Source organism: Aureimonas flava (genome assembly GCF_003583935.1).
Taxonomy (GTDB): Bacteria; Pseudomonadota; Alphaproteobacteria; order Rhizobiales; family Rhizobiaceae; genus Aureimonas; species Aureimonas flava.
The window spans coordinates 1-19712 of record NZ_QYRN01000003.1 but is presented as its reverse complement, the minus strand read 5'-3'; the positions used below and the strand labels follow the sequence as shown (position 1 = coordinate 19712).

23 protein-coding genes are annotated in these 19712 nt (G+C 67.7%); 9 read left to right on the top strand and 14 right to left on the bottom strand.

Annotated elements, in window-relative coordinates; genetic code table 11:
* Positions 1-11: 11 nt before the first annotated feature.
* Positions 12-827, top strand: a complete 816-nt coding sequence (locus D3218_RS05735; RefSeq protein ID WP_119538968.1) for a sulfite exporter TauE/SafE family protein — start codon at positions 12-14, stop codon at positions 825-827.
* Positions 828-834: 7 nt separating this feature from the next.
* Here D3218_RS05735 and D3218_RS05730 read toward each other — a convergent pair whose 3' ends face one another.
* The 3 genes from D3218_RS05730 to D3218_RS20240 form a co-directional block, all read right to left on the bottom strand.
* Positions 835-1536 (bottom strand): retropepsin-like aspartic protease family protein, encoded by a 702-nt coding sequence (locus D3218_RS05730; protein WP_119538967.1) that lies wholly within the window; start codon positions 1534-1536, stop codon positions 835-837.
* A 1-nt stretch (position 1537) separates the two neighbouring features.
* Positions 1538-1735 (bottom strand): DUF1289 domain-containing protein, encoded by a 198-nt coding sequence (locus D3218_RS05725; RefSeq protein WP_119538966.1) that lies wholly within the window; start codon positions 1733-1735, stop codon positions 1538-1540.
* Positions 1736-1808: 73 nt separating this feature from the next.
* On the bottom strand, positions 1809-3317 hold the full coding sequence (locus D3218_RS20240) for a sensor histidine kinase (RefSeq protein ID WP_119538965.1): 1509 nt from the start codon (positions 3315-3317) through the stop codon (positions 1809-1811).
* A 159-nt stretch (positions 3318-3476) separates the two neighbouring features.
* Here D3218_RS20240 and D3218_RS05715 point away from each other — a divergent pair, with 159 nt between their 5' ends.
* The gene (locus D3218_RS05715) at positions 3477-3965 is read left to right on the top strand and encodes an Lrp/AsnC family transcriptional regulator (RefSeq protein WP_119538964.1); all 489 of its coding nucleotides are present in this window, start codon (positions 3477-3479) and stop codon (positions 3963-3965) included.
* A gap of 23 nt (positions 3966-3988) precedes the next feature.
* Here D3218_RS05715 and D3218_RS05710 read toward each other — a convergent pair whose 3' ends face one another.
* Complete coding sequence (locus tag D3218_RS05710) at positions 3989-4855, bottom strand: NAD(P)-dependent oxidoreductase (protein WP_119538963.1); 867 nt, start codon at positions 4853-4855, stop codon at positions 3989-3991.
* Positions 4856-5037: 182 nt separating this feature from the next.
* Between D3218_RS05710 and D3218_RS05705 the strand changes: the two genes are divergently transcribed.
* A complete protein-coding gene (locus D3218_RS05705) occupies positions 5038-5751 on the top strand; it encodes a TetR/AcrR family transcriptional regulator (protein WP_168990418.1) in 714 nt (237 codons plus the stop codon).
* Here D3218_RS05705 and D3218_RS05700 read toward each other — a convergent pair.
* From D3218_RS05700 to moaA, 7 genes are all read right to left on the bottom strand, one after another.
* Positions 5748-6545: an ABC transporter permease gene (locus D3218_RS05700; RefSeq protein ID WP_119538961.1), complete on the bottom strand. Its 798-nt coding sequence runs from the start codon at positions 6543-6545 to the stop codon at positions 5748-5750. The two genes, D3218_RS05705 and D3218_RS05700, sit on opposite strands and share 4 nt — an antisense overlap.
* Entirely contained in the window at positions 6542-7249 is a 708-nt protein-coding gene (locus tag D3218_RS05695; RefSeq protein ID WP_119538960.1) for an ABC transporter permease, read from the bottom strand. Before D3218_RS05695 ends, D3218_RS05700 begins: the two co-directional genes overlap by 4 nt.
* A gap of 88 nt (positions 7250-7337) precedes the next feature.
* Complete coding sequence (locus D3218_RS05690; RefSeq protein ID WP_119538959.1) at positions 7338-8135, bottom strand: ABC transporter substrate-binding protein; 798 nt, start codon at positions 8133-8135, stop codon at positions 7338-7340.
* A 121-nt stretch (positions 8136-8256) separates the two neighbouring features.
* Complete coding sequence (gene mobA, locus D3218_RS05685; RefSeq protein ID WP_119538958.1) at positions 8257-8892, bottom strand: molybdenum cofactor guanylyltransferase; 636 nt, start codon at positions 8890-8892, stop codon at positions 8257-8259.
* A complete protein-coding gene (locus D3218_RS05680; RefSeq protein WP_245414932.1) occupies positions 8889-9794 on the bottom strand; it encodes a DMT family transporter in 906 nt (301 codons plus the stop codon). Before D3218_RS05680 ends, mobA begins: the two co-directional genes overlap by 4 nt.
* Positions 9795-9938: 144 nt before the next feature.
* Positions 9939-10175: a YMGG-like glycine zipper-containing protein gene (locus D3218_RS05675; protein WP_119538957.1), complete on the bottom strand. Its 237-nt coding sequence runs from the start codon at positions 10173-10175 to the stop codon at positions 9939-9941.
* 74 nt (positions 10176-10249) lie between these two features.
* A complete protein-coding gene (gene moaA / locus D3218_RS05670; protein WP_119539300.1) occupies positions 10250-11287 on the bottom strand; it encodes a GTP 3',8-cyclase MoaA in 1038 nt (345 codons plus the stop codon).
* A gap of 103 nt (positions 11288-11390) precedes the next feature.
* Here moaA and D3218_RS05665 point away from each other — a divergent pair, with 103 nt between their 5' ends.
* Positions 11391-11753 carry a gamma-butyrobetaine hydroxylase family protein gene (locus tag D3218_RS05665; protein ID WP_119538956.1) on the top strand — a complete coding sequence of 121 codons (363 nt, stop codon included), beginning with the start codon at positions 11391-11393 and terminating at the stop codon, positions 11751-11753.
* A 7-nt stretch (positions 11754-11760) separates the two neighbouring features.
* Here D3218_RS05665 and D3218_RS05660 read toward each other — a convergent pair whose 3' ends face one another.
* From D3218_RS05660 to D3218_RS05650, 3 genes are all read right to left on the bottom strand, one after another.
* Positions 11761-12507, bottom strand: coding sequence for a proteasome-type protease (locus D3218_RS05660; protein ID WP_119538955.1), 747 nt, complete (start codon positions 12505-12507; stop codon positions 11761-11763).
* A 137-nt stretch (positions 12508-12644) separates the two neighbouring features.
* Complete coding sequence (locus D3218_RS05655; protein ID WP_119538954.1) at positions 12645-13586, bottom strand: alpha-E domain-containing protein; 942 nt, start codon at positions 13584-13586, stop codon at positions 12645-12647.
* Between the two features lie 61 nt (positions 13587-13647).
* A complete protein-coding gene (locus D3218_RS05650) occupies positions 13648-15042 on the bottom strand; it encodes a circularly permuted type 2 ATP-grasp protein (protein WP_210209651.1) in 1395 nt (464 codons plus the stop codon).
* A 201-nt stretch (positions 15043-15243) separates the two neighbouring features.
* Here D3218_RS05650 and D3218_RS05645 point away from each other — a divergent pair, with 201 nt between their 5' ends.
* The 5 genes from D3218_RS05645 to D3218_RS05625 form a co-directional block, all read left to right on the top strand.
* Positions 15244-16209, top strand: coding sequence for a sugar-binding transcriptional regulator (locus D3218_RS05645; protein ID WP_119538952.1), 966 nt, complete (start codon positions 15244-15246; stop codon positions 16207-16209).
* 148 nt (positions 16210-16357) lie between these two features.
* Positions 16358-17677: an ABC transporter substrate-binding protein gene (locus D3218_RS05640; protein ID WP_119538951.1), complete on the top strand. Its 1320-nt coding sequence runs from the start codon at positions 16358-16360 to the stop codon at positions 17675-17677.
* A 167-nt stretch (positions 17678-17844) separates the two neighbouring features.
* On the top strand, positions 17845-18708 hold the full coding sequence (locus tag D3218_RS05635; RefSeq protein ID WP_119538950.1) for a carbohydrate ABC transporter permease: 864 nt from the start codon (positions 17845-17847) through the stop codon (positions 18706-18708).
* 3 nt (positions 18709-18711) lie between these two features.
* Positions 18712-19542: a carbohydrate ABC transporter permease gene (locus D3218_RS05630; protein ID WP_119538949.1), complete on the top strand. Its 831-nt coding sequence runs from the start codon at positions 18712-18714 to the stop codon at positions 19540-19542.
* A 22-nt stretch (positions 19543-19564) separates the two neighbouring features.
* Positions 19565-19712 (top strand): ATP-binding cassette domain-containing protein (locus D3218_RS05625; RefSeq protein WP_136625058.1); only part of this gene is annotated, 148 nt, incomplete at its 3' end.

Genomic DNA, 19712 nt, shown 5'->3' with positions numbered 1-19712 from the left:
AGACCATCGACATGGACTGGACCGAGGTCGGCACGCTGGTCGCCTTGCTGGCGGCCGGTGCGCTTCTCGCCGGGTTCCTGGCGGGACTTCTCGGCATCGGCGGTGGAGCGGTCACGGTGCCCGTGCTGTTCCAGGTGATGACGACGCTCGACGTCGCCGCCGAGACGCGCATGCAGATCGCCGTGGGAACCTCGCTCGCTCTGATCATCCCGACCTCGATCCGCTCGCTGCGCGCGCATATGGCGCGGGGCGCGGTGGATACGGTCCTCCTGAAACAATGGCTCTTCGCGGTGCCGCTCGGTGCGATCCTCGGCGGTGCGGTCGCGAACCTGCTCCCGTCCGAGGCGCTGGAGGCGATCTTCGCGGCGATCGCCCTGGTGCTGGGCCTTCGCATGCTGATCGGACGGCTCCCCTTCATGCTGGGGAGCGACCTGCCGGGGCAGGCGGGCCGCACCGTCGCGGGCCTGTCGATCGGCGCACTCTCGGCCATCATGGGGATCGGCGGCGGCGTCCTGAACAATACGTTCATGACGCTGTACGGCCGATCGATGCATCAGGCGGTCGCGACGTCGGCGGGAGTCGGCGTGCTGATCGCCATACCGGGCGTCGTTCCCTTCGTGGTCGGCGGTTGGGGCCAGCCCGGCCTGCCACCGCTGAGCCTCGGCAATGTCAGCATCGCGGCGCTGGCGATCCTGATTCCCATGTCCATGCCCACGGTGAAGCTGGGCGCCGCGATCGCCCACCGTCTCACGAGGCGTCAGCTCGAGCTCGGCTTCGGCGCTTTCCTCCTCACCGTGGCGGTGCGCTTCGCGATCGGCCTGATCTGACGCGTCCTCAGTCGGAGAGCACCAGCCGGTCGCCGCGGAAATCCAACGAACGCAAGCTGCCGAGGAAGCTCATGCCGAGGAGGTTGACCCCGATCCCATCGCCCTGCGTGACCACGGCAGGCACCCGCCGCCGCTCGATACCCCCGACACGGACCGTGTCGAGCGTCACCGGCGCGGCCACGGTGTCGCCGTTCGCGGTGCGGATGCGCGCGGTGTAGCGCAGGCTGGCGGGATCGATGCCGATGGCGGCGGCGGTGTCGCGGTCGATGGCCACGAGGCTGGCGCCCGTGTCGACCAGGAAGGGCACGCGTCGCCCGTTGACCTCGGCGTCGAGCGAGAAGTGGCTCCCGTCGCCGCGCGCCACCATGACCTGTCCGTCCGCACCGCCGAGGCTCGCCGCCCGGCCGGGAACGAGCACGGCCAGCATCCGGTCGCCCGCCGTGCGCAGTTCGGGCCCGAACGCATAGGCCGCGATCAGCGCGGCGAAGGCGAGGACCCAGATCGCCGCGCTACGGACGGCCTCGCCCCAGCGACCGCGGAACGCGACGAGGAGGCCGGAGCCGAGAAGCGTCGTCCACAGACCCATGTAGACCAAGGAGGCGAAGGCGTCGTCGTCCATTCCCATCACCCGACCGTTGCCGAAGGTGAGGGCGACGAGCGCGACGCCGATCACGGCGAAGACGATCAGGAGCGAGAACCCGGAGCGCATGTCAGACGGCCTCGAGTGCGTGAAGGCGCAGCCGCTCGGCGAGCTCGCCCATGATGGCGAGGCGCGACGCCTCGGACATGCCCGACCACGCGGCGATCTCCTGGATCGTGCGGCCGCATCCGACGCATAGCGCGCCGGCGGCGTCGAGGGCGCAGACGCGCACGCAAGGGGAAGCGAGAGGGGCGGGGGCGGCGCTCATGCCTCCGGAGATATGTCGCCGGAACGTGCGCCGCAATGCGCCCTCGCCAGGACGTGTTCCGGTTGAGGAATCCTCAGGGTAGCTCGGCGAGCGCGGGCATCACCTCGAGCACGCGGGCATGCGGGAAGGTGGCCAGGGCCTCGGTACCCTGGCCGGCGGCGGAGGTCAGCTCGAACGTGCCGTTGTGCAGGTTCACCAGCGCCTGGACGATGGGCAGGCCGAGCCCGGTGCCCTGTTCCGCGCTCTTGATGGCGTTGGTGCCCTGCCCGAACGACGAGAGCACCAGCGGCATCTCCTCCTTGGGAATGCCCGGCCCGTTGTCGCGCACGGAGACGTACTGCCCGCCGCCGGCGGTCCAGCCGACGCGGACCAGGATCCGGCCCCTTCCGGGCGTGAACTTCACCGCGTTGGACAGGAGGTTGAGGATCACCTGACGGAGCGAGCGCGGGTCGCCCCAGAGCTGCGGCAGGTTCGGCTCGAACTCGGCGCGGATCTCGATCCGTTTCGCGTCCGCCTTCATCTGCACGAAGCCGATCGCCGCCGTCGCGATGGCCACGAGGCTCACCGCCTCCTCGTTCAGCGTGTAGCGCCCCGCTTCCACGCGCGACAGGTCGAGGATCTCGTTGATGAGATCCAGGAGGTGCTGCCCGGAATTGTGAATGTCGCGCGCATAGTCGCGATAGGTCTCGTTGCCCACGGGGCCGAGGATCTCCTCGCCGATCACCTCGGAAAAGCCGAGGATCGCGTTGAGCGGCGTCCGCAACTCATGGCTCATCGTGGCCAGGAACTGCGACTTGGCCAGGTTGGCCTCCTCGGCGCGCTGGCGGGCCTGGTCCGAGGCGATGCGCGCCGCCTCGATCTCGAAGGTGAACTGATCGCGCTCCGTCCGATGGCGGATCCGGTCGGTGCGCGAGGCGCGAAGGCGGTTGGCCACGATCGCGAAGAAGGGCACCGCGGCGAGAAGCACGCCGTGAAGGGCGAACTGCGACGGATCGTCCGCACGGGCCGCGAGGGCGGCGACGACGACGACCAGGGGGGCGAAGCTCCAGCCGACCACCGCCTTGAGGCTGGCGCCGATCAGCGACACCGTCCCGACCACCGCGACGGCCACCGCGAAGCGCACCGCGTCCGCCGCGACGAAGCCGCAGGCTTCGCAGGCCGGCCAGGCCATCAGGACGGCCCAGGGAAGGCCGAGCGCCAGATGCCCGATCTGGAAGCGGCGGCGCCACGCGAAGGCCGTCACCATGGACGGCGCCGCCTTCTCGAAGGCGCGCAGCACCAGGAGCAGCGGCAGCGCCAGCAGGAGGTTCAGGCCGATCCAGGCCGCCATCACGGGCAGGTCGCCGAGCGCGAGCAGGGCGCCCGCCGCGCCGACCAGGACCGCCATCGCGGGCAGTCCCGCGGAGAACTGCGGCACGTGCTGGCGAAGCAGTTCGAGCTCGATTCGCGGCGGCATGCCGTCGGCCGAGATCAGGCGGTCGCGCGTGCGGCGGAGCGTGCGGGCCAGTTCCAGACTGTGGCCGGGCGTCCCGCCGCGAGGCAGGGCCGACTTGTCCAGGGATGGCGGGGCGGCAAGCGACATGGACAGGGTTCGGGCAAGGGTTGCATGCGGTCGTTCGGCAGCATCCTGTTGCGGAAAACTTAAAGAATTGGCTTAAGAAACCGCGAAAGATCGCGGGGGCGCGAACGCGGGGCGGCGAGGGGCCGCCCCATCCGCGCGCTCCCCGGAAAGGGGTTCGGCGTGGACAGACTCGACAAGAAGATCCTTCGGCTTCTCCAGGAGGACGCGACTCTGGCCGTGGCAGACATCGCCAAGCGCGTCGGCCTATCCACCACGCCGTGCTGGCGGCGGATCCAGAAGCTCGAGGAGGAGGGTGTGATCGTTCGGCGCGTGGCCGTGCTCGACCCGGTCCGGGTCAACGCCCGCGTCACCGTGTTCGTGTCGGTGCGCACCGGATCGCATTCGGTGGAGTGGCTTCGGCGCTTCTCGGAGGTCGTCCAGGAGTTTCCCGAAGTCATCGAGTTCTACCGCATGAGCGGCGACGTCGACTATCTCCTGCGTGTCGTGGTGCCCGACATCGCGGCCTACGATTCCTTCTACAAGCGGCTGATCGCCAAGATCGAGATCCGGGACGTGTCGTCGGCGTTCGCGATGGAGCAGATCAAGTATACGACGCAGCTGCCGCTCGACTACCTGCTGCTCGACAAGGACCAGCAGCGGGAGGGCTGACCCTCCCGCCGTCCGGGTGGCCGCTACCGGTTGAGACGTGCCAGGAGCGAGGACGTATCCCACCGCCGGCCGCCCATGGCCTCCACCTCGGCGTAGAACTGGTCGATCAGGGCGGTGCCGGGGAGCGACGCCCCGTTGCGGCGCGCCTCGGCGAGGCAGATGCCGAGGTCCTTGCGCATCCATTCCACGGCGAAGCCGAAGTCGTAGCGTCCCTCGTCCATCGTCTTGTGGCGGTTCTCCATCTGCCAGGATCCCGCCGCGCCCTTGGAGATCACCTCCACGACCTTGGCGATGTCGAGCCCGGCCTTCTGGCCGAAATGGACCGCCTCGGACAGTCCCTGGACCAGCCCGGCGATGCAAATCTGGTTCATCATCTTGGTGAGCTGGCCCGACCCCGCCGGGCCCATCAGCCCGATCATCCGAGCGTAGGATTCGATCGCCGGCCGGGCGTCCGCGAAGGTCTGGGCATCGCCCCCGGCCATCACGGTGAGAACGCCGTTCTCGGCGCCCGCCTGACCGCCGGAGACGGGTGCGTCCAGAAAGCGGAGGCGCTTGGCCGCAAGCGTCTCCTCCAGCTCCCTCGCGAGCTCGGCCGAGGCCGTGGTGTGATCCACCAGGATCGCACCCTCCTTCATTCCGGCCATGGCGCCGTCGTCGCCATAGATCACCGACCGCACGTCGTCGTCGTTGCCGACGCACACGAAGACGATATCGGCTCCCTCGGCGGCTTCGCGGGGCGTCGGGGCGGCGCGTCCGCCATGCTTACCCATCCAGCTTTGCGCCTTCGACGCGCTTCGGTTGTAGACGGTGACGTCGTGGCCCTTGGCCGCCAGATGCCCCGCCATCGGGAAACCCATCACTCCAAGGCCGATGAAACTCGTTGCAACCATTCTTGGGTCCTTCCGTTGGTCGGTCTGTTTGTGTCATTAGCCGGGAGCAAGGTCAGCCCAGCGAATCGTCGCCGCGTCAATACGTAGGACGTTACAGAATGTATCGCGTATGCATTCTCGAGGCGCTGGTAAACAAAATCACTCACTTCGTGGCTGGTTGACGGAGGGAAAGGAGCTTGCCGGTGACGGGCGAAATTGCCGAAGCGGTATCGGGCGGATCTTACCCCGCCGTGCGAGGACACGCGCGCCGTCGTGGTCGCCCGACCAAGGGGGCGGCCGCCTCGCTCGGGCACAAGATCGTCGACATCGCGTTCTGCCAGTTTCTCAACGCAGGGTTCTCCGCGACGAGCATGGATTCGGTGGCCGCCGAGGCCGGAATCTCGAAGCGCACGCTCTACGACCGTTTTCCCTCCAAGATGCATCTCCTCAACGAGGCTCTGCAGCGGCGCGGGACGCTGGAGCCCGAAGGTCTTCGCGAGTTCGACGCGCGGAACGACCCGTTCGACGCCATCCTGCTCGACGTCGCGAGGTGGCTGAAGGACAAGGTGCTCGTAGACGATACGATCGCTCTCTACCGCCTCCTGGCCTCCGAAGCGCATCGCACGCCCGAACTCGCCCAATTCACGGAGGAGAAGTTCCTGCGCCCCGTGGTGGTGGAACTGACCGACATCTTCCGGCATGCGGTCGATCGCGGCCAGATCGTGGACCTGCCGGTCGAGTTCCTGGCGAACCAGTTCATCCAGGCCGTCTGCGGTCAGCACGTTCGCGAACGGGTCTGCGGCGTGGCCCGCGAGCAGACCCATGCGACGATGGACGAGTGGATCGAGAACGCGGTGCGGCTCTTTCTCAACGGCGCCCAGGTGACGCCGGAGCGTGCCGCTCCTCGGAAGTCCTAGCGGAGCAGGTGCCGCGTCAGCCGCCGCTCGGCGAGGTTGGTGAGGCGCCGGACGATCTCCACCAGCACGAGATAGAAGACGGCCGCCCAGACATAGGTCTGGAAGTCGAAGCTGCGCGAAAAGGCGCGGCGGGTTTCGCCGAACAGGTCGAAGACGCTGATGATGGCGACGATGGCCGACGCCTTCAGCATCAGGATGAACTCGTTGGCATAGGGCCGGAGCGCGACGATCAGCGCCTGGGGCGCGACGACGCGCCAGATCGTCACGCTGCGGGGAAGCGCGAGGGCCCGCGCGCCCTCCCACTGCCCCTTGGCGACGCTCTGGATCGCTCCGCGAAGGATTTCCGCCTGATAGGCGGCTGTGTTCAGCGAGAGGGCGAAGATCGCGCAGTACCAGGCATCGCGGAAGAACCACCAGAGCCCGACCGTCTCGAACTGCGTCCGGAACGTCCCGAATCCGTAGTAGATGAGGAAGATCTGCGCGATCAGCGGCGTGCCGCGGAAGAACGAGACGTAGGCGAAGGCGGTGCCGCGCGCGAGCGGATTTCGCGCCATGCGTCCCGCCGCGATCGGGACCGAGAGAAGGGCTCCCAGTCCGTAGGACAGGGCGACGAGCGACAGGGTCGTCCACAGCCCGCGCAGGTAGGCGGGCCCGTAGGTCGCCACGAGTTGCGGGTTCCAGGCCAGCGCCAGATAGGCGACGAGCGCGACGCCGCCGGCTGCCCAGAGGGCCAGCGTGGCGATGCCGAGAAGGCCGGGTCGGCGGCGCGCGACGGGTGGAGGGGCGAGGCTCATCGGAGCGCCTCGCCGCGCTTGGTCCACAGTTCCACCCGCCGGAGCCCCACGGCTGAGATCATCGTCAGCAGAAGGTAGAGGGCGCAGGCGAGCCCGAAGAAGAAGAACGGCTCGCGTGTCACGCGCGCCGCCACGCCCGTCTGCCGCATGATGTCGGCGAGGCCGATGACCGAGACGAGCGCCGTATCCTTGAGGAGGTTGAGCCAGACGTTGGAAAGACCCGGCAGGCTGATGCGCAGGAGCTGCGGCAGGATGACGAGACCGAGGATGCGCTGGTGCGACAGGCCGAGGGCGCGCCCACCCTCCCATTGCCCGTTCGGAATGGCGCGAAACGCCGACAGGAAGACTTCGGAGGAGTAGGCGGCGAACACGAGGCCGAGCGCCACCATGCCGGACACGAAGCTCGACAGCGCCCACTGGCCGAGGCCGAGCCATGCCGTCAGCGCGTTCAGCAGGTTCTGGCCCCCGTAGTAGACCAGGAACAGGGTCAGGAGCTCGGGAAGGCCCCGGAAGATCGTCGTGTAGATGTCGGCCGACAGGCGAAGCGCAGGGTCGTCGCCGCGCTTGCCGAGGGCCAGCGCGAGGCCCAGCAGAAGACCGAACGGAAGCGTCGCCAGCGCCAGCGAGACGGTGACCAGCAGGCCCCCGGCGATCTCGTCGCCCCAGCCGGTATCGCCGAAGGCGAGTAGCGGAAAGTGGTTCATCTATCGATCGCGCTTCGCCAACGCGGGAAGGAGCGCGCGGCAGCTTCGGTCTCGTGGGACCGTCGCCGCCGCGCGTTGGTCGAGGGCGTCAGTCGCCGTAGACGTCGAACTTGAAGTACTTGTCGTTGACCGTCTTGTAGACGCCGTTCTCGCGGATGGCGATGATCGCGTCGTCGAACATCTTCTTCAGCTTCTCGTCGCCCTTGCGCAGGGCGATGCCGGCGCCGGGCCCGTAGATCGCTTCGTCCACCGGCAAGGTGCCGAGCAGCTTGCAGCAGGCGCCGGCCGGGCTTTCGAGCCACTCCGTCAGCACCACGACGTCGTCGCTGACAGCGTCCAGGCGGCCGTTCTCGATGTCGAGCTTGTACTCCTCGGCCGTCGGATAGATGCGGATGTCGGCATCGGGGAAGAAGGTCTGCACCGCCTGGGCGTGCGTGGTGGAGCCCTGCGCGCCGACCGCCTTGCCGGCGAACGAGGCCGGGTTGGTGTCCGCGATGGTGGAGTCCTTCGGCACCGCCACGGCGCCCGGCGAGTTGTAGTACTTGTTGGTGAAGAGCACCTGCTCGGCACGCTCCGGGGTGATCGACATGGACGCGATGATGGCGTCGAAACGGTCGTTCTGCAGGGCGGGGATGATGCCGTCCCAGTCGGACGTGACGAAGGTGCAGGTGACCTTCATCTGCTCGCAGAGCGCCTTCGCGATGTCGATGTCGAACCCGAGGAGCTGGCCGGACGCGTCCGTGTAGTTGAACGGCGGATAGGCGCCTTCCGTGCCGATGCGGACTTCCGTCCAGGTCTTGTCGGCGTCGCTCTGCTGGGCGGCGACGGGGCTCGAGGCGAGGGCGGCAATGGCGGTCGCCGCGAGAAGCTTCTGGATCACTGTCATGGGCGTGAGATGTCCTGCCGGGCCAGAATGAAGGGTGCCTGCGATATGGGCATGCTGTTGGAAGGGGCGATGTTGCCGTTTCCGTCAAATTTGGCAACCCGTCGCGCCCGCAGCGCCCGCCTCATCCCCGAGAAACCGCAAAGGCGCGGGCGGTTTCGAGCTCTGCCGGCGTGTTGACGTTGAAGAACGGGTCGGCGCCGGGGCCCGTGTCCGCCGGGGGGAACGGCACGGTCGTGAAACCGTGCTCGCGCATCACGCGCAGGAGGGAGGGCGCCTGCGCGGCGTCCAGCGGCAGCGCGTCCAGCCGCCGAAGCGCGGTGGCGGGCCAGAAGGCGCAGGTCGGATGCAGCCTGTCCGAGCAGGCGGCGACGCGCAGCTCGTCCTCGCCCGAGCCGTCGAGGAGGCGCGGCACCAGATCCATGGGCAGGAAAGGCGTATCGGCGGGCGCGCTGACGAGACCCGCCCCCCGCACGCCGGCTCGAAGAGCGTGGCGCGCTCCGGCCTGGAGGCCGGCCAGCGGACCGGCATAGCCCGGCACCTCGTCGGGGATCGCCAGCGCGCCGAGGTCGGCATAGAGCTCGGGCCGGTCGGTCGCGATCAGGAGTTGGGCGACGAAGGGACGCAGCCTGTCGGAGACGCGACCGACCATGCTCCGGCCGGCAATGTCGAGGAGGGGCTTCGGCCGGTCCAGCCCCATGCGGGACGAGCGCCCTCCGGCGAGGATCAGCCCGAAGGGGAGGGGGCGGGTCTCGCTCATCCCCGATCCTGTGCCGCGCGACCGCGCGTCTCGCGGTGCAGTGCGTAGAGGCCGCTGCCGACGACGATGAGCGAGCCGAAGGTCTCGCGCAGGCTCGGTCGCTCGCCGAAGGCCGCGATGCCGAGCAGGATCGAGAACAGGAGGATCGTGTAGCGGAACGGGGCGACGAAGCTGAGATCGCCCGTGCGGACCGCAGAGACGATCAACGCGTAGCCGCAGGCCAGCGTGACGGAGGCCGCCGCCAGGGTCGCCCACACCTGTGCCGGCACCGGCCGCCACCCTTCCACCGGCAGGAGCGAGAAGCCGGTCAGCGTCACCGCAACGGAGGTGACCAGCGCGATCTGCGGTGAGGACAGGTCGGGCGGCATCCGGCGAGTCGCGAGATCCCGCATCGCTGCGAAGACGACCGAGGCCAGGACCCAGAGTCCGTAGACGTTGAAGCCCTCCGCCCCCGGCGCGAGGATCACCAACACTCCGACGAAGCCGACGGCGATCGCGGTCCATCGCCGCCATCCGACGCGCTCCCCCAGGAACAGGAAGGCTCCGAGCGTGATCGTCAGCGGAAGCGCCTGGAAGATCGCCGAAGCGTTGGCGAGGGGCAGGTGCCTGAGGGCGTTGAGATAGCAGAGCGTGGTGCAGATGTCGGCGACGGCGCGCACGAGCACCACCGGTCGGCGCAGCACCGCGAAGGACAGGAAAGCCCCCCGCCATTTGGCGAAGGCGAACAGGAGCGCGGAGGCCATCGCGCCCCGGAGGGCCATGATCTGCACCGGCTCGATCGACTGGGTGGCGAACTTGGTCAGCATGTCGTTGGTGGCGAAGGTCGCCATCGACAGCGTCATGAGCAGGCTGGCCTGCATGTTGGCGCCGAGCGCCGCGAAGCGAAGAGGAGAAACCGACACGTCGCGAGACCAGGGGGAAATCGTCAGGCACGCGTATCGTATCGGCGACCGGAAGGCGAGATGGGGTATTTGGTCCCGCACAAGCGCGGAAGGCCCCGGAGCGGTGCGCTCCGGGGCCTTCCGATGAGATCGCGATGCGAAGGGTCAGTAGCGGGAGTAGCCGCGCTGCCGGCCCATGTCGCGGCCGACGAGGGCACCGGCCGTGCCGCCGGCCAGACCGCCGATCACGGCGCCACCCGAACCGCCGATCGCATTGCCGATCACGGCGCCGCCCGCGCCGCCCACGACCGCGCCGCCGACCGTGCGCTCCGTGGTGGTGCAGCCTGCCATCGTCAGGGTGGCGGCACCCAGCACCAGCGCGGTTTTCCAAGTAGACGTCATGTCGCTCCTCCGGACTGTTACAAACGGTTACTGACGCCCCAATGCAGGATGAGCCGATCGGTTCCCGGCTTGGGCTAGCCGCCCGTCACGCTCATGTGCCGCGACACGCTCGGCCGGTTCGTGGAGCGGTCGATGACGAAATCGTGTCCCTTGGGCTTGCGGGCGATGGCCGCGTCGATCGCCCGATGGAGCGTCTCGTCGCTTTCGCTGGAGCGCATGACCGACCGCAGGTCGGCCGCGTCCTCCTGGCCGAGGCACATGAACAGCGTCCCGGTGCAGGTGAGTCGCACCCGGTTGCAGCCTTCGCAGAAGTTGTGCGTCATCGGCGTGATGAAGCCGAGCTTGCCCCCGGTCTCGCCGACCGAGACGTAGCGCGCCGGCCCGCCGGTGCGCTCGGGAAGGTCGGTCAGCGTGAACTCGCGCGACAGCCGCTCGCGCACCACGCTGAGCGGCAGATACCGGTCCGTCCGGTCCTCGTCCACCTCGCCGAGCGGCATGGTCTCGATCAGTGTCAGATCCATGTCGCGGCCGTGCGCCCAGCGCACCATTTCGGTGAGCTCGTCCTCGTTGACCCCCTTGAGGGCCACAGCGTTGAGCTTGATGCGGATGCCGGCGGCCTGGGCGGCGCGGATGCCGTCCATCACGGCGCCGAACTCGCCGCGCCGGGTGATGCGCTTGAACCGGTCGGGGTCCATCGTGTCCAGCGAGACGTTGATCCGGCGCACGCCGCAATCGGCAAGTTCGGCTGCATGGCGGGCGAGCTGCGACCCGTTGGTCGTCAGCGTCAGCTCCTGCAGGGCGCCGCTCTCGAGGTGCCGCGACAGGCGGCGCACCAGTTGCATGAGGTTTCGGCGCACCAGCGGTTCGCCGCCGGTCAGGCGCAGGCGGCGCACCCCGCGCTCCACGAAGGCGCTGGAGATGCGGTCGAGCTCCTCCAGCGTCAGGAGGTCGCGCCTGGGCAGGAACTGCATGTCCTCGGCCATGCAATAGACGCAGCGGAAATCGCAGCGGTCCGTGACGGAAACCCGCAGGTAGGTGACGCGGCGCCCGAACGGGTCGACCAGCCCCGCCCTGGGGGGCGCGGTGCGTTGGGCGGTGGGAATGTCGAGCATGTCGTCGGGCGGGAATTCCGCCCCCTTCTCGTTGCCGTGCTTGCGAATGTGGCTTTGGGGGTGCATGGGGTCAACCCGAACCCCCGAGGAAGGAGCGATCCCCATGGCCGCACCGGCAGGTCTCGCGCCCGAACAACTCGCCGTGTCGAGCGACCGGCGCCGTCTGACGCTGCGCTACGCGGACGGGCGCAGCCATGAGCTGACGGCCGAGATGCTGAGGGTCCTGTCGCCTTCGGCCGAGGTTCAGGGGCACTCGCCCGACCAGCGGGTGACGGTGGCCGGGAAGGCCGAGGTCTCTATCTCGGACATCCGCCCGATCGGGCACTACGCGGTGCGCATCGTCTTCGACGACGGGCACGATTCGGGCCTCTACACTTGGCCCTACCTCGACCGCCTGGGCACCGAGCGGGAGGCGCTCTGGCAGGCGCACCTCGCGGAACTCGAGGCCAAGGGGTTGCGCCGCTGAGGCCGGCTCAGGCGCCCGGGCGCGACGGCACGAAGGGCGGCAGGCTCTCGAAGGCGGACTTCAGCGCGTCCGACCAGCCGTCCGAGATCTTGCGGTAGTAGGGGTCGCGATCGTCGAACCGCTGGCGGAAGCCCGCCACGAGGCTGTCCGTCTCGTAGACCTGAACGTCGATCGGCAGTCCCACCGACAGGTTCGACTTGATGGTGGAATCGAACGAGACGAGAAGAAGCTTGACCGCGTCCTCCACAGGCATCTCCGGGTCGTAGGTCCGCACCAGGATCGGGCGGCCGTACTTGTGTTCACCGATCTGGAAGAACGGGTTGTCGGGCCCGGCTTCGATGAAGTTTCCCTCCGGGTAGATCATGAACAGGCGCGGCTGGCCGCCCGCGATCTGGCCACCGAGGATGAAGCTGCCCATGAAGCGGCCGCTGGCCTCCTGGCCGGTTTCCGCGGTGTAGGAGATGACCTCGCGCAGGGTCTCGCCCACGAGCTTGGCGGTCTGGAACATCGAGGGCTGGGCGAGCAGGGCGGACTTGCGCTGCGCGGGCGCGAGGCACCGCTCCTCCAGCAGCGAGATGGTCGACTGCGTGGTGGCGAGGTTTCCCGCGCTGAGGAGGCACAGGAAGCGCTCGCCCGGAACCTCCCAGGTGCGCATCTTGGTCACGACCGAGATGTTGTCGATGCCCGCGTTGGTTCGCGTGTCGGACATGAAGACGAGGCCACGCTTCAGAAGAAGCCCGACGCAGTAGGTCACGTTGCTCTCTCCGCATCGACGCCGCGCCCGGCGTCCTCCCGATAGTCGGATAGCGGTATCTCCGGCCCGCCCGGGTCCGGCAAGGGGGCCGGCGCGAAGTTGTCGCGAGTGCGGCTTTCGGGACGCAGACCCTCCGTTCAGGAGTAGAAGCTGAAGGACCTCGCGATCTCGTTCGAGAGGCGATTGTTCTCGACGATCAGCGTCTCCAGGAATTCGTGCAGACCGCCGTCGATGATCTCCTTCACGGACCGGTTCTCCAGGCGCGCGGCGATGGCGCGGGCCGTCCCGTGGCACTCGTGCTCGACGCCGTAGGTCTTGGCGAGGAACTCGAGGCTGTCGTTGATGCAGCGGTAGGAATAGGCGAGCGAGCGCGGCATGCGACGATTCAGAAGCAGGAAGTCGATGATGTCCATCGCCCGGAAGTCGGCGTCGTACTCCCAGGCGTAGGACCGCAGCGCCGAGACCGAGCGCAGGATGGAGCCCCACTGGTAGTTGTCGAGCGAGGAACCGATCGAGGAATGCTCGGGCAGGAGGACCCAGTACTTCACGTCCAGGATGCGCGCCGTGTTGTCGGCGCGCTCGACGAAGGTGCCGAGGTTGCAGAAGTCGAAGATCGAGTTGCGCAGCATCGTGCCGTAGAAGGTGCCGCGGATCAGCGCGGTGCGCGCCTTCACGAGGTCCAGGACGGCCGGGAGATCCTGCACGGGGCGCGACAGGCGCTGGCGCAGGATGATCCAGCTCTCGTTCAAGGCTTCCCACGTCTCGCGGGTGAGGGCGGTGCGCACCATGCGCCCGTTGGTGCGCGCGACGCCGATCGAGGACAGGACGCTGGACGGGTTGTCGAGATCCCGCAGCATGTAGTCGATGATGTGGTCGGGATCGAACTCGGGATACTTCGCGAGATAGCCGGACTCGACGCCGGCCGACACGAGCACGGACTGCCATTCGTCCGGCGCGGAGGACAGGTTGGTCAACGACAGGCGCAGGCCCGCGTCGAGCAGGCGGGCCATGTTCTCGGCGCGCTCGATGTAGCGCTGCATCCAGAAGAGGCCGTTGGCGGTGCGTCCGAGTAGAGGCATGGGCTGAGGTCGATCCTTGGGAAACGCGCGTGGTTCGAGAGGGCGGCGGCGGCGTGCCGCGTCAGTCCTCCAGCACCCAGGTGTCCTTGGTGCCTCCGCCCTGGCTGGAGTTCACCACGAGCGAGCCTTCCTTCAGCGCGACCCGCGTCAGGCCGCCCGGAATGATCTTCACCGTGTCCGACACCAGCACGAACGGCCGGAGGTCCACATGCCGCGGGGCGAGGCCCTTCTCGGTGAGGATCGGCACGGTGGACAGGGCCAGCGTCGGTTGGGCGATGTAGTTGCCCGGACGCTCGCGAAGCTTGGCCGCGAAGGTCTCGCGCTCGGTCTTGGAGGCGGCGGGGCCGACCAGCATGCCGTAGCCGCCCGAGCCGTGGACCTCCTTGACCACCAGTTCCTCCAGGTGCTCCAGCACGTAGGCGAGGCTGTCGGCCTCGGCGCAGCGCCATGTCGGGACGTTCTCCAGCATCGCCTTGCGGCCGGTGTAGAACTCCACGATCGCCGGCATGTAGGAGTAGATCGCCTTGTCGTCCGAGATGCCGGTGCCCGGCGCGTTGGCGATGGTGATGCCGCCGTTGCGGTAGACGTCCATGATGCCGGGCACGCCGAGCACCGATTCGGGCTTGAAGGTGAGCGGGTCGAGATAGGCGTCGTCCACGCGCCGGTAGAGCACGTCGATCGGCATGTAGCCCTCGGTGGTGCGCATGGCGATGCGCCCGTCGATCAGCTTGAGGTCCGACCCCTCCACCAGCTCGACGCCCATCTGGTCGGCCAGGAATGCGTGCTCGTAGTAGGCGGAGTTGTGGATGCCCGGCGTCAGGATGGCGACGCGCGGCACGCCGCTCGTGGCGGCGGGCGCCGTCGCCTGGAGCGAGCGGCGCAGATGTCGCGGATAGGTCTCGACCGGGCGCACGCGGTTCTGCGCGAAGAGCTCGGGAAACATCTGCATCATCGTTTCCCGGTTCTCGATCATGTAGGAGACGCCGGACGGGGTCCGTGCGTTGTCCTCCAGGACGTAGAACTGGTTCTCGGCCGTGCGCACGATGTCGACGCCGATGATGTGCGTGTAGACGCCGCCCGGCGGGCGGAAGCCCGCCATCTGCGGGATGAAGGCCTCGTTCCCCTCGATCAGCCGCTTGGGGACGATGCCGGCCTTCACGATCTCCTGATCGTGGTAGATGTCGTCGAGGAAGGCGTTCAGGCCGCGCACGCGCTGCTCGATACCCTCGGCGAGCACCGACCATTCCTGGCCGGAGATGATGCGGGGCACGAGGTCGAAGGGAATCAGGCGCTCGGCCGCCTCTTCCTTGCCGTAGACGTTGAAGGTGATGCCGGTGCGGCGGAAGAAGGTTTCCGCCTCGCTCGCCTTGGCGGCCAGGGTCGCGGGCACCTGCTGTTCGTACCACGTCTGAAAGCGACGATAGGGAGTGCGAACGCCGTCGCCTCCGTTCAGCATTTCGTCGAATCCCGCCAAGCCCGTCTCCTCGCTGCTTTGCAACATCAGAATGCGCCAAACTCGCAAGATTCCAAGATGCCTCGGCCGATCGATGCGATATTCTGTTTCCCGACGCGAGCGGGCCATGACGGTGCGCAAGGTGGATTCGCGGGCGGAGGCGGTGCGGCTTGCGGCGCGGGCGCAGGCGAGGGGGACGGTCGGATGAGCAAGGCGACGGAGGAGGCTTCGGCCCGTCTGGACGATGCGGCGCGCGCCGGCTGGCTCTACTACATCGCGGGAAACACCCAGGAGGAGATCGCCGTGAAGCTCGGCATCTCGCGCCAGGGCGCACAGCGTCTCGTGTCCCTGTCCGTATCGGCCGGCCTGGTGAAGGTGCGCATCGACCACCCGATCGCCGCCTGCCTCGAACTCGGCCGCCGCCTCGTGGACCGCTTCGGTCTCCGCTCCGCCGAGGTCGTGCCTTCGGACCCCGATTCGCCATCCACCACGCTCGGCATCGCCGAGGCCTGTGCGGCGCGGATCGAGCGGACGCTCCTGCGCGCGGAGCCGCTCGTCATCGGCGTCGGCACGGGGCGGACCCTGCGCGCGGCCGTGGAGAACCTGCCCCGCATGCGCTGCCCGCAGCACCGGCTGGTGTCCCTCACCGGCAACATCGCGCCCGACGGGTCGGCGGCGATCTACAACGTGATCTTCTCGCTCGCCGACAAGATCGAGGCGCCGCACTATCCGATGCCGCTGCCCGTGGTCGCCTCCTCGCCGGATGAGCGCGCCCTGCTGCATCAGCAGAAGGTGGTGCAGGTCTCGCTCGAGCTCGCCCGCGAGGCCGACATCGCGTTCGTCGGCATCGGCGAGGTGGGGCCGCAGGCGCAGCTCCTGATGGATCGCTTCATATCCGAGACGGAACGCGACGAACTGGTCGCCACGGGGGGCATCGGCGAGATCGTCGGCTGGGTCTACGATGCCGACGGGCGCATCCTCGATTGTGCCTTCAACAAGCGCGTGGTCAGCCCACCCTTTCCGCTCGGTGCGGCGACGGAGGTGGTCGGCGTCGCGATGGGCGCGTCGAAGCGCGACAGCATCCTGGCGGCTTTGAAGGGGCGGCTGGTCGGCAGTCTCGTCACGGACGAATCGACCGCAGGCGCTTTGCTCGGCGCGTCAGAACCCTAGGTTTCAGACTGGGTTTGAACTGCCGCGCGCAGGACCTGTGGTCCCGCTGCATCGCAGCGAGTGAATCATTTGACTTGCGCCGGGGCTGATGAGAATTTGCCCGCAGAATGGGTATTTGCCCATCGATTGGCTTGGGAGGCCTCGAAGGATGAACCAACGGTTTTGGATCGCTGGCGCGATGGCGCTCGCCGCGTCGGTGGCTCTGCCCGCGCAGGCGCAGACCACGCTGACGATCGGCACGGTCAACAACAGCGACATGATCCGCATGCAGGGGCTGACGTCGGAGTTCACGGCGGCGCATCCCGACATCCAGGTCAACTGGGTGACGCTGGAGGAGAACATCCTGCGCCAGCGCGTCACGACGGACATCGCCACCAAGGGCGGCCAGTTCGACATCATGACGATCGGCACCTACGAGGTTCCGATCTGGTCCAAGCAGCAGTGGCTGTCGCCGCTCGAAAACCTCGGTGCGGAATACGACGCCGACGACCTCCTGCCGCCGATCCGTGCCGCGCTGTCGACCGACGGCAAGCTCTATGCCGCGCCGTTCTACGCCGAGAGCGTCATGACGCTCTATCGCAAGGACCTCCTGGAGAAGGCCGGGCTGACGATGCCCGAGAAGCCGACCTGGGACTTCATCGCCGAGGCGGCGGAGAAGATGACCGACCAGTCGGCCGGCGTCTACGGCATCTGCCTGCGCGGCAAGCCGGGCTGGGGCGAGAACATGGCCTTCCTCGGCAACATGGCCCGCGAGTTCGGCGCCAACTACTTCGACGCGAACTGGAAGCCGCAGTTCGAGAGCGAGGGCTGGAAGAAGGCCGTCACCCTCTACGTCGACCTGATGACGAAGTACGGCCCGCCGGGCTCGGCGTCCAACGGCTTCAACGAGAACCTGTCGCTGTTCGGCCAGGGCAAGTGCGGCATGTGGATGGACGCCACGGTCGCCGCCTCCTTCGTGACCGACCCGAAGCAGAGCCAGGTCGCCGACAAGGTCGGCTTCGCGCCCGCGCCTTGTGGCACGGACAACTGCCCGAACGAGGGAGCGAACTGGCTCTGGGCCTGGTCGCTCGCCATCCCGGCCTCGTCGCAGAAGAAGGAAGCCGCCGAGACCTTCATCTCCTGGGCAACCTCCAAGGCCTATGCCGAACTCGTCGCCTCCAAGGAGGGCTGGGCCAACGTGCCTCCGGGCACGCGGTCCTCGCTGTACGCCAACGAGAACTACACCAAGGCCGCGCCCTTCGCCGAGCAAACGCTGGCGGCGATCAACAAGGCCGATCCGTCGATGGGCCCGGACAAGCCCTATGTCGGCCTGCAGTTCGCCGCGATCCCCGAGTTCCAGGGTCTCGGCACCGCGGTCGGGCAGGTGATGGCGGCTGCCCTGTCCGGGCAGCAGAGCGTCGACCAGGCGCTCGCCGCCGCGCAGGCGCAGGCGACCCGCGAGATGACGCGCGCCGGCTACATCAAGTAGCGGCGTCGGCTCTCCGGCTTAGGCCGGGGAGCGTCCTTCGCATGTCAGGCGTGGCCCGCCCGGGCCGCGCCGCCCCCGTTTCCCACCCCGTGAACTCCAGAGCCGACCCAAGCGAACGAGGCGAAGGCCCGGTCGCTCGGGTTTCTGACCTGTATCGGAGCGAACCCATGGCGACCACGCACACGCGATCGGCGGCGCGCCTGATGATGGCGCCGTCCGTCATCGCGCTTTTCATCTGGATGCTGGTCCCGCTGGCGTTGACGCTCTGGTTCTCGACGCTTCGCTACACCTACTACGACCCGCTGACGCCTTTCGTCGGCTTGGAGAACTACACCTACTTCCTGACCGACCCACGCTTCATCAGCGCGTTCCAGAACACCCTTCTCCTGGTCGGCGGGGTTCTCTGCATCACGGTCGTCGGCGGCACCTTGATCGCGCTGCTGCTGGACCAGCAGTTCTTCGGCCAGTCGCCGGTGCGCCTTCTGGTGCTCGCTCCGTTCTTCGTCATGCCGACGGTGGCCGCGCTCGTGTGGAAGAACATGATGATGAACCCGGTCTACGGGGTGATCGCGCAGGCGCTCGCGGCCATCGGCCTGCCGCCGATCGACTGGCTGACCAACTATCCGCTCCTTTCGATCATCATCATCGTCGCGTGGCAGTGGCTTCCCTTCGCGACCCTCATCTTCCTGACCTCGCTGCAGTCGCTCTCGGAGGACCAGAAGGAGGCGGCCGAGATGGACGGAGCGAAGGCGCTGTCGATCTTCTGGTACATCACCCTGCCGCATATGAAGCGGGCGATCACCGTGGTGATCCTGATCCAGACGATCTTCCTGCTTTCGATCTATGCCGAGATCTTCGTGACCACCGGCGGCGGCGTGTCCTCGTCCAATCTGCCGTTCCTGATCGCTTCCGTCATCACGCTGGAGGGCGACGTCGGCACGGCGTCCGCAGGCGGCATCGTCGCCGTGGTGCTCGCCAACATCGTGTCGATCTTTCTCGTGCGCCTCGTCGGCAAGAATCTGGAGGCCTGATCCATGGCGCGTCGCGTTTCCACACAGCGCAAGATCGGCATGACGGTGCTCGCCTGGGCGGTCGGTCTCCTGATCTTCTTCCCGATCCTCTGGACCGTTCTGACGTCGTTCAAGACGGAGCTCGACGCCATCTCGATCCCGCCGAAGTTCCTGCTGTTCGACTGGACCACGGAGAACTACCAGGCGATCCAGGAGCAGCGGAACTACTTCGCCTTCCTCCTGAACTCCGTCTACCTGGCGCTCGGCTCGACCGCGCTCGGCCTCGTCTTCGCGATCCCCGCGGCCTGGGCCATGGCGTTCTCGCCGACGCCGAAGACGCGCGGCGTGCTCCTGTGGATGCTGTCGACGAAGATGATGCCGGCGGTCGGCGCGCTGGTTCCGGTGACGATCATCTTCCGCGACACCGGCCTCATGGACACCCGCTTCGGCCTGATCCTGATCCTCTTCCTGATCAACCTGCCGATCATCGTCTGGATGCTCTACACCTACTTCAAAGAAATCCCCGGCGAGATCCTCGAGGCGGCGCGCATGGACGGGGCGAACCTGAGGCAGGAGCTGTTCCGGGTGCTGGCGCCGATGGCACTGCCGGGCATCGCGTCCACGGTGCTGCTCAACGTGATCCTGGCGTGGAACGAAGCGTTCTGGACGCTGCTCCTAACCACCACCAACGCGGCGCCGCTGACGGCCTTCATCGCCTCGTTCTCCAGTCCGCAGGGCAATTTCTACGCCAAGCTTTCGGCGGCCTCGACGCTGGCGATCGCGCCGATCCTCATCATCGGCTGGTTCTCCCAGAAGCAGCTCGTGCGCGGCCTGACCTTCGGCGCCGTAAAGTAAGAAGAAGTCTCGGGAGAGCGACATGAGTGCCATCACCCTGAAGAACGTCCAGAAGCGGTTCGGCGAAGCCGTGATCATTCCCGGTCTCGATCTCGAGATCGCGGACGGTGAGTTCGTGGTCTTCGTCGGCCCGTCGGGCTGCGGCAAGTCCACGCTGCTGCGCCTGATCG

Excerpts from the sequence above, each read along its gene's own strand:
- D3218_RS05735 (WP_119538968.1), top strand. The coding sequence starts at position 12 with ATGGACTGGACCGAGGTCGGCACGCTGGTCGCCTTGCTGGCGGCCGGT.
- D3218_RS05730 (WP_119538967.1), bottom strand. The coding sequence starts at position 1,536 with ATGCGCTCCGGGTTCTCGCTCCTGATCGTCTTCGCCGTGATCGGCGTC.
- D3218_RS05725 (WP_119538966.1), bottom strand. The coding sequence starts at position 1,735 with ATGAGCGCCGCCCCCGCCCCTCTCGCTTCCCCTTGCGTGCGCGTCTGC.
- D3218_RS20240 (WP_119538965.1), bottom strand. The coding sequence starts at position 3,317 with ATGTCGCTTGCCGCCCCGCCATCCCTGGACAAGTCGGCCCTGCCTCGC.
- D3218_RS05710 (WP_119538963.1), bottom strand. The coding sequence starts at position 4,855 with ATGGTTGCAACGAGTTTCATCGGCCTTGGAGTGATGGGTTTCCCGATG.
- D3218_RS05700 (WP_119538961.1), bottom strand. The coding sequence starts at position 6,545 with ATGAGCCTCGCCCCTCCACCCGTCGCGCGCCGCCGACCCGGCCTTCTC.
- D3218_RS05695 (WP_119538960.1), bottom strand. The coding sequence starts at position 7,249 with ATGAACCACTTTCCGCTACTCGCCTTCGGCGATACCGGCTGGGGCGAC.
- D3218_RS05690 (WP_119538959.1), bottom strand. The coding sequence starts at position 8,135 with ATGACAGTGATCCAGAAGCTTCTCGCGGCGACCGCCATTGCCGCCCTC.
- mobA (WP_119538958.1), bottom strand. The coding sequence starts at position 8,892 with ATGAGCGAGACCCGCCCCCTCCCCTTCGGGCTGATCCTCGCCGGAGGG.
- D3218_RS05675 (WP_119538957.1), bottom strand. The coding sequence starts at position 10,175 with ATGACGTCTACTTGGAAAACCGCGCTGGTGCTGGGTGCCGCCACCCTG.
- moaA (WP_119539300.1), bottom strand. The coding sequence starts at position 11,287 with ATGCTCGACATTCCCACCGCCCAACGCACCGCGCCCCCCAGGGCGGGG.
- D3218_RS05665 (WP_119538956.1), top strand. The coding sequence starts at position 11,391 with ATGGCCGCACCGGCAGGTCTCGCGCCCGAACAACTCGCCGTGTCGAGC.
- D3218_RS05655 (WP_119538954.1), bottom strand. The coding sequence starts at position 13,586 with ATGCCTCTACTCGGACGCACCGCCAACGGCCTCTTCTGGATGCAGCGC.
- D3218_RS05650 (WP_210209651.1), bottom strand. The coding sequence starts at position 15,042 with ATGCTGAACGGAGGCGACGGCGTTCGCACTCCCTATCGTCGCTTTCAG.
- D3218_RS05645 (WP_119538952.1), top strand. The coding sequence starts at position 15,244 with ATGAGCAAGGCGACGGAGGAGGCTTCGGCCCGTCTGGACGATGCGGCG.
- D3218_RS05640 (WP_119538951.1), top strand. The coding sequence starts at position 16,358 with ATGAACCAACGGTTTTGGATCGCTGGCGCGATGGCGCTCGCCGCGTCG.
- D3218_RS05635 (WP_119538950.1), top strand. The coding sequence starts at position 17,845 with ATGGCGACCACGCACACGCGATCGGCGGCGCGCCTGATGATGGCGCCG.
- D3218_RS05630 (WP_119538949.1), top strand. The coding sequence starts at position 18,712 with ATGGCGCGTCGCGTTTCCACACAGCGCAAGATCGGCATGACGGTGCTC.